General features: G+C 54.5%; 10 protein-coding genes. 9 read left to right on the top strand and 1 reads right to left on the bottom strand.

All coding sequences use genetic code 11. The annotated features are described in order from the left end of the window. Positions 1-5 precede the first annotated feature (5 nt). From HZA73_04435 to HZA73_04395, 9 genes are all read left to right on the top strand, one after another. Positions 6-4,844 carry a PAS domain S-box protein gene (locus tag HZA73_04435; protein ID MBI5805275.1) on the top strand — a complete coding sequence of 1,613 codons (4,839 nt, stop codon included), beginning with the start codon at positions 6-8 and terminating at the stop codon, positions 4,842-4,844. Next, entirely contained in the window at positions 4,837-9,072 is a 4,236-nt protein-coding gene (locus HZA73_04430) for a GAF domain-containing protein (protein MBI5805274.1), read from the top strand. Before HZA73_04435 ends, HZA73_04430 begins: the two co-directional genes overlap by 8 nt. 138 nt (positions 9,073-9,210) lie before the next feature. Beyond that, positions 9,211-10,482 (top strand): HAMP domain-containing histidine kinase, encoded by a 1,272-nt coding sequence (locus HZA73_04425; GenBank protein ID MBI5805273.1) that lies wholly within the window; start codon positions 9,211-9,213, stop codon positions 10,480-10,482. Positions 10,483-10,491: 9 nt separating this feature from the next. Continuing rightward, positions 10,492-12,051: a response regulator gene (locus tag HZA73_04420; GenBank protein ID MBI5805272.1), complete on the top strand. Its 1,560-nt coding sequence runs from the start codon at positions 10,492-10,494 to the stop codon at positions 12,049-12,051. 25 nt (positions 12,052-12,076) lie between these two features. Next, on the top strand, positions 12,077-12,541 hold the full coding sequence (tsaE, locus tag HZA73_04415) for a tRNA (adenosine(37)-N6)-threonylcarbamoyltransferase complex ATPase subunit type 1 TsaE (GenBank protein ID MBI5805271.1): 465 nt from the start codon (positions 12,077-12,079) through the stop codon (positions 12,539-12,541). Then, complete coding sequence (gene tsaB / locus HZA73_04410; GenBank protein MBI5805270.1) at positions 12,522-13,202, top strand: tRNA (adenosine(37)-N6)-threonylcarbamoyltransferase complex dimerization subunit type 1 TsaB; 681 nt, start codon at positions 12,522-12,524, stop codon at positions 13,200-13,202. Before tsaE ends, tsaB begins: the two co-directional genes overlap by 20 nt. A 22-nt stretch (positions 13,203-13,224) precedes the next feature. Beyond that, a complete protein-coding gene (gene rimI / locus HZA73_04405; protein ID MBI5805269.1) occupies positions 13,225-13,659 on the top strand; it encodes a ribosomal protein S18-alanine N-acetyltransferase in 435 nt (144 codons plus the stop codon). After that, positions 13,653-14,984 carry a 23S rRNA (uracil(1939)-C(5))-methyltransferase RlmD gene (rlmD, locus tag HZA73_04400; GenBank protein ID MBI5805268.1) on the top strand — a complete coding sequence of 444 codons (1,332 nt, stop codon included), beginning with the start codon at positions 13,653-13,655 and terminating at the stop codon, positions 14,982-14,984. Before rimI ends, rlmD begins: the two co-directional genes overlap by 7 nt. Beyond that, the gene (locus HZA73_04395) at positions 14,985-15,491 is read left to right on the top strand and encodes an LptE family protein (GenBank protein ID MBI5805267.1); all 507 of its coding nucleotides are present in this window, start codon (positions 14,985-14,987) and stop codon (positions 15,489-15,491) included. Between the two features lie 4 nt (positions 15,492-15,495). Here HZA73_04395 and HZA73_04390 read toward each other — a convergent pair whose 3' ends face one another. Next, positions 15,496-16,368, bottom strand: a complete 873-nt coding sequence (locus tag HZA73_04390; protein MBI5805266.1) for an NHL repeat-containing protein — start codon at positions 16,366-16,368, stop codon at positions 15,496-15,498. Between the last annotated feature and the right edge of the window lie 2 nt (positions 16,369-16,370).

Genomic DNA, 16,370 nt, shown 5'->3' with positions numbered 1-16,370 from the left:
CAAGCATGAAACTATCACTTAAAATAGGCTTGATCACTGCCGCGGTGGCCGGATCCATTGCCGTGTCCATCTCCCTTAATCATACCTTTTGGGAGGGGCAGGCCTGGCGGACCGAGCTCAGGTCCCACGCCGCCACTGTGGCCGACATGCTGGCAGTCACCGTTCAGGAGTCGGTGCTGAAGAACGATTTTTTGGCGCTGGAACAGAATGTCATCAGGTTCAGCCAGCGTCCGGAAATTGCTTATGCGGTGGTATACGACAACGCCGCCACTCCTTTGGCTGCTACCGGCAGTCAGGCAGGGCGGCAGGCCATAGAATTGTATCAGGAAAACCCCAAAAAACATCAAAAGGACATTCACAAACACGTAATTGAGGGTCAGGATATTTACGAGCTTCTGATCCCGGTCAGCATTGACGGCAGGGATTGGGGTATGTTGCAGGTGGGTTTTTTTGAGAACAAAATACTGGCGATCTACCACCGGACCAACGTGTTCAATTATCTGATCCTGCTGCTGGGTTTGGGAGTCAGTTTAACCGCCGGCTGGCTGGTGGCCAGGTACCTGGGAAAACCGATCGAGGCCCTGATAGAGGGCACCGACCAACTGGTCAAAAACAATTACGACCACCGGATAAACATAACACGAAAAGATGAACTGGGGCGTCTGGTTTCGGCCTTTAACACCATGGCCGGCACCATCAGGCAGGACATGGTGGAACTGGGATCAAAGAACCGCCAGCTGCTGAAGGCCCAGGAACGTCAGGTGTGGCTGGCCCGGATTGCCGAGCAGGTGGGCGAAGGAGTGGCGGTCTGCGATTTGGAAGGGATATTGACCTTTGTCAATCATTCATGGGCCGCTATGCACGGTTATACCCCGGAGCAATTAGTGGGCAAGCACATCAGCATATTTCATTCTCACTCCCAGCTGGAGAGGGAACTGCTGCCTTTTAACCAAAAAGTCATTGCCCAGGGTCTCAATGCCGGGGTGGTGGGTCATATCAAAAAGGATCGTACAGTATTTTACGCTGAAACGACCACTACCATCTTAAAAAATGCCGACGGGGAAGCAGTCGGTTTCATCGGGGTGGCCAGGGATATCACCGGACAGAAGAAAGCCCAGGAGGATCTGAAAAAGGAAAGGGATGTCATCAAAAGCATCTTTGCCGCCACCCCGGATGCCGTAATCATCACCGATCTCAGCGGCAAATTTACCGAAGCCAATGACAAAGCCATCGAATTGCTGGAGCTTGATTCCCGGGACGAACTGATGGGCAAGAATTTTTCCCTTTTCATCGCCCCAGATGACCGGGGCCTGGCTCTGCATAATTTCCAAAAGACCTTGGATTACGGGGGAGTCAACAATGTCCAGGTGAATGTGATGACCGCCAGGAACGGCCAATTCCCGCTGGAATATTCCACCAGCCTGCTGCACAGCATTGAAGGGAGGCCAACCCATATTGTGTCGGTGGGGCGAAACATCATCCTTCGCAAACGATCTGAACTGGCCCTGGCCGAGAGCGAACAGCGTTACCGCGCTCTGGCCGAGTCTTCTCCGGACATCATATTCGTGGTGAACCGGGAAGGAACAATAAAATATGCCAACTCTAAAGCCGCGTCCATCGCCGGTCTGGCGGAGGGCCAGGCCAATGGCCGCAATATCACCGAATTCTTTGATCAATGCATCAACGAAAAACAAAAGGAACAATTGCTCAGCGTATTTCAGACCGGCCGCACCGCCCACTATGAACTGCCGACGCCCATCAGGGGGAGGGAACTGTGGCTGGAGACCTGGCTGGTCCCGCTGACCGGCCAGGACGGAACCGTGGCCGAGGTGATGGGGCTTTGCCGCGACCTGACCGAACGCCGACAGGCGGAGCTGGCGGTACGGGATGTGAACCAGCGGTTTGAGTACGCCCTGGGGGCCACCAAGACAGGATACGACATCATAGACACTGAATACAATATCCAGTACATTGATCCGGAATGGAAAAAATCTTATGGCGAGCCGGCCGGGCGCAAGTGCTATGAATATTTTATGGACCGGAAAGAAATTTGTCCTGCTTGCGGCATTACCAAGGCTCTTCGCGATAAACAGAGCGTGGTGACCGAAGAATATCTGGTAAAGGAAAAGCGCTGGGTGGAGGTTCACACCATTCCCTACCAAAACTCGTCCGGCCAGTGGCTGGTGGCTGAATTCAACATTGATATCAATGAACGTAAGCTGAATGAACAAAAACTGAAGATCTCCGAACAAAAATACCGGGAACTGGCCGATACCCTGCCCCAGACTGTGTTCGAGATGGACGATCAGGGCATTTTGGTATATGTCAATAACACGGGCCTCAGTCAGTTCGGCTATACCCAGGAAGAATCAAGAAGCGGCCTTAAGGTTCTATCCATGCTGGCGCCCCAGGATCGGGAGCGGGCCGGCCAGAACATAGTCCGAAGATTGAAAGGCAACCCAGCCGAGAATCAGGAATACCTGGCTTTACGCAAGGACGGCAGCACATTCCCCATCAGCATCTATGCCAGCCCGGTGTTAGAAGAAGGGCAGATAAGTGGTTTAAGGGGCGTGATAGTTGACATCAGCGAAAGAAAGAAGGGCGAACAGACTCTGAAGGAAAGCGAGACCAGGTTCAGGGCGCTGGCCGAGGCCAGCCCGGCCGGGATCTTTGCCTATCTGGAAAAATTCATCTATGCCAATCCAGCCTGCCAGGTTCTTACCGGGTACAGCCCGGAAGAATTGTTGAAGATGAATTTCTGGGAACTGGTCCACCCAGAACACAGGGAAATGGTTAAAAAAAGAGGCCTAGCCCGGCAAAAGGGGGTGAATGTTCCGGCCAATTACGAATTTAAGATTATCCGCAAGGACGGACAACTGCGCTGGGTGGATTTTGCTGGGACCCTGACCCAGTTTGACGGCCGGCAGTCCGGCCTGGGGATGATTTTGGACATAACCGAACGGAAGTCCATGGAAGAGATACTCCAGGCTTCCGAAGCCCAGTACCGCACCACCATAGATTCCATCGGCGACGCCATCCATGTGGTAGACAGCGGACTGAACATACTGCTGGCCAATGCCGTATTCAAAGCATGGTGCCGTCGCCTGGATCTGGCCGAAGATCCGGCCGGGCGAAATGTATTTGAAGTCTGTCCTTTCCTAAGTCCCCAGGTGCGGCAGGAATACCAGCAAGTGTTCGAGACCGGCCAGCCGGTGACCACCCAGGATGAAAACACCGTTTCGGGAAAAGTGCTGATCACGGAGACCAGGAAAATTCCCATATTTGAAGGCACCAAGGTAAGCAGGGTCATCACGGTGATCCGGGACATTACGGAGGAAAAGGAATCAGAGCGGAAGCTGGCGGAGTCGGAGCGCAAGTACAGCCAGATATTTGAAGACATCGTAGAGGGCATTTACCGCACCACGCCTTCCGGGCAGGTTTTGCTGGCCAATCCGGCCCTGGTAAGAATGCTGGGTTTTGAAAATCTGGAACAGTTGATATCATTGGATCTGAACAAATCAGGATATATGGATATCAGCAGCCGGAACCGTTTCAAAGAACTGATGGAGCGGGACGGCCAGGTGCTTGGGTTTGAGGCCCGTTGGAGACGTCCCGACGGCAAGATACTGATGATCAGCGAAAACGCCAGGGCGGTCAGGGACCAGCAGGGCAAAGTTCAATATTACGAAGGGACCATTGAGGACATCACCGAGAGGCAAAAAGCCGAAGAAGATCTGTTGAACGAAAAGAACAAACTGTCCGATCTGTTCCGGGTGAGCCTGCAGGTGGCCCGGGCCGGCGATATTCAGAAAAAGCTGGACCTGACCATGGAGGGAATAGCAGGCACCGGGCTGTTCTCCCGGGCGGTGCTGGTGCTTAAAAATGAGGAGGGACGTAACAGTCATATCGCCCATTTTGGCATGACCTCAAAGGAGATCGCAGCCATCCTCAAGGCCGGTCCGGCCCAGGCCGAAAAACTGGAGAAGATATTCAACAAAAAATACCGTTACAGCAGTTCATATTTCATCCCTCATGATGCTCCGGGGGTAGATTTTTCCATCAAATTGATAAACAAGCAGTATCAGCCCACCGGCGACTGGCATTCGGACGATGTTCTGCTTGTTCCGTTGATGGTCAAGGACAAGCATATCGGTTATTTAACGGTGGATGAACCTGTGGACGGTAGGATCCCCAGCCTGGAAACGGTCCGGCTGCTGGAGTTGTTCTGTTATCAGGTGGCGGTGGCCATAGACAATCTGAGGCTGTACAATGATCTGGAACAAAGTTATTACGGGACGCTCAAAGCCTTCGTGGCGGCCATGGACGCAAAAGATCCATATACCAAGGGTCATTCCGAGAATGTCCGTTTTCATGCTTTGAACATAGCCCGCCAGCTTAAACTGCCGGAGGAGCAGGTGAAGCTGATAGATTTCAGTTCGCTGCTGCACGACATAGGCAAGCTGGCCATCAGGGACGAGATACTGACCAAGCCCAGCCTGCTTTCCGACCACGAATATCAGGAAGTCAAACTGCATCCGGTTATCGGCAGTCACCTGGTGTCCGAGGTGGAGTCACTGCTGAAAGTGGCCCCCATCATCCACAGTCATCATGAACATTTCGATGGATCGGGATATCCCCAGGGCATCAAGGGCGATGAGATCCCGCTGGAGGCCAGGATCATCGCCGTGGCCGATGCCTTTGAGGCCATGACCTCGGACCGTCCCTACCGCAAGGCTTTTGACCTGAAAGTGGCCGTCAACCGGCTGCAGGAGGCGGCCGGAACCCAGTTTGACAAAGAGATCGTCAGGGTATTCATTAAACTTCACCAGGAAACCCATGGATAAGAACAAGAAGAACATATCCGGCCCAGGCCCCCGGCCAGGGCCGGCCGTAAGATCCAAGAACCAGCCTTCAGGCCTGCCGGTCAGGGCCAGCATTGCCCAGGTCCAGAACCTGGAGAAAAGACTGGAAGAAATCTCGGTGCTCAGCCAGATCGCCCAGTCCATGGCCCGGGTGATGGACATGGAGGAGCTTTGGCCCCGGCTGCACCGCGAGGTCAGCCGTTTGCTGGATGCCCGGAATTTTTACGTGGCTTTGTGGCACCGTCAGGAAAAAGAGGTGGAGTTCATTTACGAGGTGGAGGAAGGCAGGAAACAACCAAGGTCCAGAAAGCCCTGGGGTCAGGGATTGACCGAACAGGTGCTGGAATCAGGCAAACCATTGCTGTTGAAGAATAAGGAAAGAAATCTAAAAGGCCGGCCGGTAAAGGTGATAGGCAAGCCGGCTCTTTCCTGGCTGGGTGTACCCATCCGGCTGAGGGAGAATACTTTGGGAATGATTGCGGTCCAGAGCTACCGGAAGACAGAGGCCTATGATTCAGAACATCAGGAATTGTTGGTCTCCATAGCGGGATATGCGGCGGTGGCTTTGGAGAATTCCCGGCTGCATGCGGCCGCCCTGCAAAAAACCAAAGAAGCAGAAGCGCTTCACCAATTGAGCGAAGCCGCAGTGACCGAGACCGATCTGGACAAACTGCTCCAGAAGATACCCTTGTTGATCAAGGAGACCTTTGGTTTTTTGAATTGCGCCATTCTGCTTTCCGATCAGGAAAACAAATATCTCTATCTTAAAGCTGCAGTCGGATACCGGGCCGAAGTGATCCGTGATACCCGTTTGGCCATCGGCCGGGAGGGGATAACCGGCTGGGTGGCGGCCCAGGGGAAGACCCTGTATGTCCCCGACGTCAGCAAGGAAAAACGCTATGTGGAATCCGAGAGCGGCTGTCGTTCGGAAGCAGCCCTGCCGCTGAAGTTCCGGGATAAGGTGATAGGAGTGCTGGATATCGAAAGTTCCAGTTTGGACGGATTCAGCCCATATGATATCAGGCTTTTGGAGAATTTTGCCAATCAGGCGGCGGCCGTCATTCAGAAGATCAGGATGGAGCAGGTGGCCCAGCAGAAGATCAAGGAACTTTCCACACTTTATCAGATGAGCCAGGCCGTGATCAATGCCACCGACGAAAATGAAGTGATGTCGCTGGGTCTCAAGATCATCAGTGATATCATCAGCGCCGATGCCATATCCCTGATGCTGATCGACCCGGCCACCGGAGATCTGGTTATAAAAGCGTCCCTGGGCCTTTCCGAAGAAACAGAAAAACAGGCCAGGTTCAAACCGGGCCAGGGACTGGCCGGTTGGGTTACGGAATACATGGAGCCAGTGCTGACCTCCGACCTGGGAAACGACCCCAGGTTTACATCCTTGCCCCAGAAGGAGGACCTGGGCGCGGCTATCCTGGTTCCGCTGCAGGCCAAGGCCCAATTGCTGGGAGTTTTAAACATTAATAATTTTCGGGGCAACTTCCGCAGATTCACGAACGAACAATTACAGCTGGCTCAGATTTTGGCTAGCAGCATTGCCATGGCTCTGGAAAGGACCGAGCTGGTGCTGGCGTTGGACAGCCGGTCCTCGGCCCAGAAAGCATTGTTGGAAACCAGCGGACTTTTATTGGGCTCCCTGCAAATCGAAGATGTTCTGGCTAAAATCTCGCAGGAGATAGAGAGCCTGATCCCTTTTCACCGGCTGGCCATTTACAAAGTTGACTGGAAAACCAGGAGCCTTTCACCGATGCTGGCCTTGGGCCCTTATCAGAATGAGATAATGGCCGACCCCCCATTTTCCATGGACGAAGGGATTGTGGGCAGCATCGCCCAGACCGGCCGGGCGGAGATAATACCCGATACCGCCTGCGATTCAAGAACAGTGCACGTGGCCGGCACCAGCGATGATTCGGAGGCGGTGCTGGTGGCCCCCCTGGTTATTGACGGCCGCAGCGAAGCGGTCCTGATCATCGGGCGTAAGGTTTCCAGGGGATTTTATTCCAGGGAACTGGAGGTAGCTTCCCTGTTCGCCAACCAGGCGGCGGTGGCCTGGAAGAACGCCAGCATGTTTGAGGAGATCAACCGCAATCAGGGAGAACTTTCCGAAGCCAACAGCCGGCTCAATCTGGCGCTGAAACGTCAGATCGAGGTTAATACGGAGCTTTCCACCCTGCAGTATCTATCCAGCACTATCCTTTCTTCCCTTAAACTGGAGGAGATCCTTTCGGTGATAGTAGAGGGTATCCGTACCAGCTTAAGTTTTGACAGGGTACTGATCAGCAGCACCGAGCCTGACGGTCTCAATCTGATCCACCAAGCGGCTTCAGGGATCCCCCCGGAAGAATTTCAGGAAATGCAGTTAAAGAAAATGCCCCTGTCCGAGGTTTCTCCGCTGATGCGTTCCGACCTTCGGATCAGCAATTCCTTCCTGGTCCCGGCTATAGGACAGGATCAGGCCAAACCCCGGTCCGGAGGCACCACGGAAGATTCCGGTCTTTGGCAGCAGGGAAGCCGGATCCTGACCCCGCTTTATTCCAAGAGCCGCCGGCTGCTGGCCTTGATTCAGATCGAGCGGCCTTCAGACGGAAAGATCCCCGACAAGAAGAAGATCCGGTCTTTGGAAGCCTTTGCCAATACCGCGGTGCTGGCCATCGAGAACGCTACACTGTATCTGGACGCCCAGAATCGGATCACCGAACTTTCAGTGCTTTACGAGATCGGCACAATAATCTCCTCGGAGCTGGAAAAACAAAAGCTGCTGGAAAGCGTGGTCAACCTGATCAGGGAAAAACTGCATTATTTGAAAGTTGCCATCTTTGAAGTGGAGCCCATCACCGGCAGCCTGTTTGTGGGCGGGCAAAGCGGCTACGAGCACGAGTTGGAGCAGGTCCATTTTACGGTGGGAGGCAGCAGCGTGGTGGGATGGGTGGCCGAAAAGGGCCAGCCCCTGATAATACCGGATGTCCGCCGGGAGCCGCTTTACGTAGTGGGCGATCAGCGGGTTCTTTCGGAGATAGCCATCCCCATCAAACGCGAGGAACAGATACTGGGTGTGCTGAGCATTGAGGACGACAAGCTTGACGCTTTTGACCAGTCGGATGCCCAACTGTTGTCCACCCTGGCCAGCCAGGTGGCCGTGGCCATGGACAACGCCCGTCTTTACGGCCAGGCCAAGCACCTCTATCAGGAAGCCCAGCGCAACGTCCGCGACCTTTCGGCCCTGCACAACGTGGGCACTACCGTCAGTTCCACCCTGCAGCTTCAGGATCTGCTGAACCAGGTCTGCACCATCCTTAAAGACACATTCAGCTATCCCAAGATCGCTATCTTGTTGAGCGATTCCCTGCGGGGTGAACTGGAATTGATGGCCAGCCTGGGCTATCCCGAAAACGTAAAAGAGACCGGCCGCCGGGTGAAGATAGGCAGCGAAGGAATTACCGGCCGGGCCGGGTTGACCGGAGAGTCCATCATTGTCAATGACGTCAGCAAAGAACCTTCTTATATCTGCATTGACCAGCGCACCCGGTCGGAGATGGCGGTTCCCCTGAAACTAAAGGGCCGGGTGATCGGTGTGATCAATGTGGAGAGCGATGTCATAGGGGATTTCGACCGGATAGACCTGAACCTGCTGTCCACTCTGGCCACCCAGATATCGGTGGCGGTGGAAAACGCCAGGCTTTACCAGGAGACCGAACAGCTGGCGGTGACCGACGGTCTGACAGGGATCAACAACCACCGTTACTTCCAGAGCTTCTTTGAACGGGAACTCAACCGGGCCAAGCGTTACAAGCATCCCCTGGCTCTGATTATGCTGGACATAGACCATTTCAAGAAGTTCAACGACAAATTCGGGCATCCAGTGGGAGACCTGGTATTGAAGACTGTGACCGAGATACTTAAACAGCAGGCCCGGGAAGTGGACCTGGTGGCCCGTTACGGAGGTGAGGAGTTCATGCTGGTACTGCCGGAGACTCTTAAAAAGGATGCAGTATTACTGGCTGAACGGATCCGGCTGGCCGTTAAAAAACACGCGCTGATCGATGCTCAGAAAAATCCCTTACCAGGCATTACGGTCAGTTTGGGAGTCTCCAGCTACCCCGAGAACGGCTCGGAAAAGGACCAGTTGATAGACTATGCTGACAAGTGTCTGTATAAGGCCAAAGCCGGCGGGCGCGATCTGGTGAAGCATTAGAATTTTTCACGCAGATCTCAGTCCGCTGAACAATTAAGATAGTATCTCTGATCCGGATTAGTTCAGCCGTTTTAATTGCTTTAGTGCCAATCTTAGAGCCTTCAGGCCAGACACAGAACCAAATAAGGATACTGCCCAATGGCTTCTTTCATCAAACCGCATTCCCGCTGGTCCCAGGTGTGGCGGGCATATCTTTTTATTGGAGCGCTGCTGATGGTGGCAGCGTCTCTGGTCTACACGGTTGGGCTGATCAAAAGGCTGGAGTCAGAGCCCAGGATCATGTCCAGGGTGTTTGCCAGGTTCTGCATGACAGCCGCCCTGCCCGAACCGGCCGGGGAATCGCCCGAGACCGGAATAATATTTGAGGAGGTCATCCAGAACATCAACTTCCCGGTGATCGTGACAGACCGCCAGGGCCTGCCCATCGCCTGGCGGGGGATCGATGTCAAGGGAATGGAGTTCGACCAGCAGGTCATTCCACCCGAAGTGGCCGGACGCTGGGAGAAACTTGTTCCGGAAGAGCCTTTTTATCAGCTGAAAACGGCCATCGGGGAACTGGATCACCAGAACCAGCCTATCACCATGACCCTGGGGCAGGACTCCAGCAACGTGGTCACCGTTCATTACGGGAAACCCGGCGTTTTAAGGGAACTGCGGTTCATCCCCATTATTCAGCTGGTGGTGGTAGCCCTTTTTGTCTGGATCGGATTCATCGGCTTCCGCACCATCAAGATCAATGAAGAGCGGGCGGTGTGGGTGGGCCTGGCCAAGGAAGCAGCCCACCAACTTGGCACGCCCATCTCCTCGCTGATGGGATGGCTGACCCTGCTCAAAGACGGAGGGCATCCGCCGGCCGATGTGGTTCCCGAGATGGAAAAGGACCTGGCTCACCTTAACAAGGTGCTGGCCCGTTTCAACCAGATCGGATCCATTCCCAAATTGCAGCCGGTGGAAGTTACCAGGTTGACTACAGAAGCGGTGGATTATTTCCGGCGCCGGGTGGCCAACATGGGCAAGGATATTTCATTTGAGGAAGATTATCAGCAGACCTGCGAAGCAGCCTTAAACAACGAGCTTTTCCTGTGGGCGGTGGAGAACCTGGTAAAGAACGCAATTGATGCCATTGAAGGGCCTGGCGGCCTGATCAAGATCAAGGTCAGCCGCAACGGCTCAAAATTGGAGATCACAGTGGAAGACAACGGCCGGGGGATCAATCCCAAGAACCAGCCCAAAATATTCCGGCCCGGGTTCACCACCAAGTCGGTGGGCTGGGGGCTGGGGCTTTCCCTGGTCAAAAGGATAATCGAGGATTACCACGGGGGAAGGATCAAACTGCTGTACAGCCGGCCGGGAGCAGGCACCGCTTTTGTAATCAACCTGCCCCTGCCCTCAAATACTAAATCGCTTTAAGGGATGGTGATGGAACGACCGTATAAAATACTTTGGGTGGACGATGAAATTGAGCTGTTGAAATCCCAGATCCTGCTGTTGCAGAACAAGGGCTTTATTGTGATCCCGGCAGCTTCGGGGGAGGAAGCGCTGGTCCGGGTCAAGGAAAATGATATTGACCTGGTGCTGCTGGACGAGATGATGCCGGGAATGGACGGACTGGCCACCTTAAACGCTCTGCGCCACCTGTGGCCGGAGCTTCCGGCCATCATGGCTACCAAGAACGAAAAGGAAGAACTGGTGGAACAGGCCCTGGGCCAGAAGATCGATGACTTTTTGCTGAAGCCCCTGAATCCGGCCCAGGTGCTGGCTTCCTGCCGGAGAGTGTTGGAATCACGGCATTTGGTGGAAGGGCAGGCCAGCAAAGAATATCTTTCCCAGTTGAATGGCCTGCGAAATTTCGATTATCCTTCGCTGGACTGGCAGGGCTGGTGCCAGCATTATCAGATGCTAACCGAATGGGATCTGCGGTTGTCCGAACTGCCCGACCAGGGACTGCACCAGAGTCACGAAGACATCACGAAGGAGGCCAATCTGGAGTTCGGCCGGTTCATCGAAGAAAATTACATTCATTGGATGCACGGTGCTTCCCGTCCGATCCTATCCCCCGACCTGGTGGAGCGGTATCTGCTTTCGTCTTTGAAGAGTAACCAGAAATGTCTATTACTGGTATTGGACTGCATGAGGCTTGATCAGTGGCTGCTGCTGGAACCCTATTTAAAGGAGTGGTTCGATATCAAGCGGGAGCATTATTATTCCATCCTGCCCACCGCCACGCCGTATTCCCGCAACGCCATTTTCAGCGGGTTGTACCCGTCACAGCTGGCCCGGAATTATCCCCAGTTCTGGGAAAAAGGCGGGCACGCCGGCGAAGCCAGCCTGAACCGGCATGAGCATCAGCTTTTGGAACTGCAGCTGCAAAGACTGAAGGTTCCCCACCCGGCGGATTTCCGCTATTCAAAAATATACAATATTGACGAAGGACGGGAGTTGAAAAAGGTGTTCGGCTCCTGGCAGAATGTTTCGTTGGCGGCAGTGGTGGTAAATTTCATGGATATTCTGGTTCACTCCCGGGCCGAATCACTGGTACTGCAGGAGATCGCCCCGGACGAAAAGGCCTTCCGTTCCCTGACCCGCACCTGGTTCGCCAATTCCGACGTGCTGAATATCCTGCAGCAGGCAGCCAAACAAAAAAGGCAGGTGATAGTGACCACCGATCACGGATCGCTGCAGGGCAGGCGGGCCACCATCATTCAGGCCGGCCGGGACACCAGCGCCAATCTTCGCTACAAGTCGGGCACCAACATCTCATGCGATCCCCGCCAGGTGTTGTGGATCAAGAAGCCGCTGGAATACATGCTGCCCGAGGATTTTACCGGCCTGCAGTATCTGGTGGCCAAGGAGGATTATTATCTGGTCTATCCTACCAAATACGAAGAATACCGCAAGCGGTATGAGGGGACATTCCAGCACGGCGGGATTTCGATGGAAGAGATGATCCTGCCGGTGTGCCGGCTGACCCCGAAATGAAGCCAGCAATAAATTCAGAGCATATATGACTTCCGGGAAACATCCTTTTAATATTACCACCAACTCCGCCGAACAGACCCAAACCTTTGGTCAAAACTTGGCCGTCCATTTATTGCCCGGAGATGTGGTCTGCCTGTGGGGCGATCTGGGCAGCGGCAAGACCACCCTGACCCAGGGCATCTGCCGGGGCCTGCAGTCAAAGGAGATCGCGGTCAGCCCCAGTTACGGTCTGATCCACGAGTACCAGGGGATCTGCGATATCTATCACCTGGACCTGTACCGGCTGGAATACTCAGCCCAAGCCGAGGAGATCGGCATCACGGAATATCTTTACGGCCGGGGAATATCCATCCTGGAATGGCCGGAGCGGATCCGTGATATCCTGCCGGAAAACCGGCTGGATATTCATTTGACCAGGCTGGACCAGCAGACCCGGAAAATTGAGATCAAAATATCAGGAAATAACTGGAATGACAGGTTTAATAATTGACACCAGCGGCCCCTGGCTGAACATGGCCGTTTGCCGGGAGGATGATATTTTGGCTTCGATATCACAGGATGCTGGCAGTCAGCAGGCCGAGAGGCTTTCTTTTGAACTGGGCAACATCCTGGCCAAGGCAAAGGTGAAGCTATCTGAAACGGACTGGCTGGCGGTCACTGTGGGACCTGGATCCTTTACCGGCCTGCGAGTGGGGATCTCCTTTGCCCAGGGTCTGGCCATGGGTTCCGGCATCCGGCTTTTGCCTCTCAACACGCTGGATGCCATGGCCTGCCTGCCGGAGGGTTTTTCCGGTGAATTGTCTCCGCTGCTGGACGCCAAAAAGGGCCAGGTCTACACGGCCTTATACCGGTCTGAAAACGGGGCCAGCGAGCCGGTCTCAGCATACCAGGTGATAGAACCCCAAGCCTGGCTTTCCCAATTGTCTCCCCGGACAAAAGTATTCGGCAGCGGAGCTTATGCCTACCGGGAGATGATATCACTATCATACCCGGAACTGATGCTGGATGAAGCATATGTCAACGGCCCTGAGATCAGCGGCCTGGTCAGGCTGGCTTTAAAAGAAATGAATCAAAACAAATTTGTACCGGCCGAAGAGCTGGATGCGTTTTACATCCGTCCCTCTGATGCTGTGGTCAAGCGGCATGCCTGAGATCAGGGTAGAATTAGAGAGAATGACGGAAGGCCATCTGCCCGAAGTATTGGCCATAGAGCAGGCCAGCTTTTCCGATCCCTGGAGCGAAGCGATGTTCCGGCAGGAACTGGAGGATGACCCCGGAAAGTACCCGGTTGTCCTGACCATGAATTCTCAGGTGATCGGCTACGGCCTGGGCTGGATCGTGCTGGACGAGTTTCATCTGGGCAACCTGGCGGTCCGGCCGGACCTTAAGGGGCGGGGGTACGGAAGCCTGATACTGGACCGCATGCTCAAACTGGTTAAAAGCAAGGGCTGCCGGACCGCTTCGCTGGAGGTCTGGGCCTCCAACGTCACCGCCATCAGCCTCTATCATAAATTCAATTTCAAAGAAATAGCCGTCCGCAAAAAGTATTATCAGGATGAAGATGCACTGGTGCTGCTGGCCCGGCTGGATGAGGAAAAAGCATGCTAAAAAAGGGGGATATCATTGAACTGGGGCTGGACAGCATGGCTTGCGGCGGGGATGCGGTAGGGCGGCATCTGGGACAAACGGTATTCGTGCCCTACGGGCTGCCCGGCGACCAGGTGCGGGTCCGGGTATTTGACGCCCACCAGAAATACTGCCGGGCCGCGATAGTATCCATCGTCAACCATAGTCCCCAGCGGATCAAGCCAGCCTGCCTCTATTTCGGGGACTGTGGCAGCTGCCAGTGGCAGATGATGGATCATCCCCGCCAGCTGGAGCACAAAAAAACAATCCTGGAACAGACCTTGGCCAGGATCGGCGGCATCAAGGATGCCGGGATCGAGGTCCTGTCAGAAGGCTCCCCCTGGCATTACCGCAACAAGGCCCAGTACCCGGTTTCCCAGTCCAAAGGCAAACTAGTCATCGGCTATTACCGGCAGGGCAGCCACCAGGTGGTTCCGATCGACGAATGCCCCATCATCCAGCCCGGTTTAAACCGGGTTTTCCAGCAAGCCCGGGAGATCCTGTTGACCGCAAAGGTGCCGGGATATGATGAACTGACCAACAATGGGATATTGAGGCACTTGGTCCTTCGTTACGGCCAGTATCAGGATAAAATATCATTGACCCTGGTCTGTACCAAGGACAAAATATATCCGGAAGTGATAGAATCGTTGTCCGCCATTTCCGGAGTTGTTTCGGTATGGTTGAATCTGAATGCCGAGCCTGGCAACACCATCCTGGGAAAAAAATGGAAACTGTTGTCCGGAGAAAACCAGATGGAAGAAGAACTGGACGGGATCAGGTACAAGCTCTCGGCCGGATCTTTCTGGCAGGTGAACCAGCTTACGGCCGGAGTGCTGTACCGCCGGATAAAAGATGAACTGCAGTTGACCGGCCGGCAGCAGGCGGTTGATCTTTATTGCGGGGCCGGAGCCATCTCCCTGCAGCTGGCTGCAGCGGCTGGCAAGGTGCTGGGAATAGAGTCTTCGACCCAGGCGGTGGATGACGCCAGGGACAGCGCCAGAATGAACGGGATCACCAATGCCGAGTTCATGGCCGGCCCGGCCGAAGTGCTTTTGGGAAAAGTTCAGCAGGCCGACGCAGTGGTCTGCGATCCGCCCCGCAGCGGTCTGCGGCCGGAAGTGATCCGGGAACTGACCAGGCTCAAGCCCCAAAAGATAGCTTATCTTTCCTGCGATCCGGCCACTTTGGCCCGTGATCTGAAGGAGATCATCAAATCGGATTATCTGTTAACCGGGATATGTCTGGCCGATATGTTTCCTCAGACCTATCATATAGAAACTTTGGCTTTTTTGCAAAGGAAATAGATGAAAGTCGGAAATAAAAAAACGCCACCCCGCGGCCTGATGTTTTGGCCGGGATGGCTTTTGTTGCTTGGCTTGTCCGGTTGTTACTCTTTTCACAGCGGCCGGCTGCCCTTCAAAACAATGGGGGTGCCGGTGGCCGCCAATGCCACCGGAGATTACCGGCTGCCGGACCTGATAACCAAGTCGGTGATGACCGCCATTACCAGGGACGGATCGGTGAAGTTGGCGGAGCCCGAGAAGTCCGAAGGGGTGATGGACATAGAAATCAAAAGCTACAGCAGGGATCCCCTTAAATACAGCGCCCAGGAAGTGGTCTCGGAATACAAGATCACCATTACGGCGGCGGTGACCGTTAAAAATGACCAAGGCAAGGTCCTCTGGGAGAACCTTGCCTTAAGCGCCTGGAGCACTTACCTTCCGGATCAGGAAGAGGAAAGAGTGGGGATCGGGAAGGCCTCGGATAAGCTGGCCGAGGAAATAATCAGGCAGGCTTTTGAGAATTGGTGATTGTTTACTGGGTGTTGAATAACTGTATCCGGTGATTGTCGCAATCTACGATGTACAGGTTCCCGCTATCGTCTAAAGTAATTCCCTGGGGATTATAGAACTGATTGGGTTCGCTGCCGCTGCCTCCGCCGGTGCTTTGAAAAACGCCTTCCAGCGAAAATTCCTGAAAACGGTCATTGCCCGAATCGGTGACGAAGATCTGCCCGCTGGCACTAAGGGCGATGCCGGAGGGCGAATCAAATTCTCCTTCATTTTCGCCGTAGGTCCCCCAGCTGGAAAGATATTCTCCCTGGGGAGAGAAGACGCAAATCCGGTTATTGCCGGTGTCAACCACATAAAGACGGCCTTCACCGTCAAAGACCAGGCCCCGGGGTTTGCGCAGCTGACCGGGCTGGCTGCCTGGCTGTCCGATCGTTTCCAGCAGCAGTCCTTCGGGGCTCAAGATGTAGATCATGTCCTGCGCTTGGTCGCTGAGATAGATATTGCCGTTGGCGGCGATGACGATCCCGTAACAGCGGGATGAATCTGGGAGGGGCAGCTGGTACAATAGGCCGCCTTCCTGGCCGGATACCAGTATCCGGCGGTTGCCGCTGTCCACCGTGTAGATGTTGCCGTCGGGGGCAATGGTCAGCGAGACCGGGTCGTCAAAATCAGCCGAGTCCTGTCCAAAACGGCCCCAGCTTTGCAGAGGCTCAAGCTCGGGGCTGAATTTTTGGATCCGGTCATTGCCCAGCTCCGTTACATAGATGTGGCCCTGTCCGTCCAGCGCCACCCCGGTGGGGAAGGAATATTCGCCGGGGTTGTCTCCGAAATCGGCTCGGGCCCAAACCGGCAACAACAACAGCAGGGCCAAATAATATTTCAATATGTCATTCATCA

The organism is candidate division TA06 bacterium, assembly GCA_016235665.1.
GTDB lineage: Bacteria > Edwardsbacteria > AC1 > AC1 > EtOH8 > UBA5202.
This window is presented reverse-complemented; position numbering and strand designations above follow the sequence as displayed.

Bases quoted from the DNA above. Each gene is read 5' to 3' on its own strand.
- HZA73_04435 (MBI5805275.1), top strand. From the start codon at position 6: ATGAAACTATCACTTAAAATAGGCTTGATCACTGCCGCGGTGGCCGGA.
- HZA73_04430 (MBI5805274.1), top strand. From the start codon at position 4,837: ATGGATAAGAACAAGAAGAACATATCCGGCCCAGGCCCCCGGCCAGGG.
- HZA73_04425 (MBI5805273.1), top strand. From the start codon at position 9,211: ATGGCTTCTTTCATCAAACCGCATTCCCGCTGGTCCCAGGTGTGGCGG.
- HZA73_04420 (MBI5805272.1), top strand. From the start codon at position 10,492: ATGGAACGACCGTATAAAATACTTTGGGTGGACGATGAAATTGAGCTG.
- tsaE (MBI5805271.1), top strand. From the start codon at position 12,077: ATGACTTCCGGGAAACATCCTTTTAATATTACCACCAACTCCGCCGAA.
- tsaB (MBI5805270.1), top strand. From the start codon at position 12,522: ATGACAGGTTTAATAATTGACACCAGCGGCCCCTGGCTGAACATGGCC.
- rimI (MBI5805269.1), top strand. From the start codon at position 13,225: ATGACGGAAGGCCATCTGCCCGAAGTATTGGCCATAGAGCAGGCCAGC.
- rlmD (MBI5805268.1), top strand. From the start codon at position 13,653: ATGCTAAAAAAGGGGGATATCATTGAACTGGGGCTGGACAGCATGGCT.
- HZA73_04395 (MBI5805267.1), top strand. From the start codon at position 14,985: ATGAAAGTCGGAAATAAAAAAACGCCACCCCGCGGCCTGATGTTTTGG.
- HZA73_04390 (MBI5805266.1), bottom strand. From the start codon at position 16,368: ATGAATGACATATTGAAATATTATTTGGCCCTGCTGTTGTTGTTGCCG.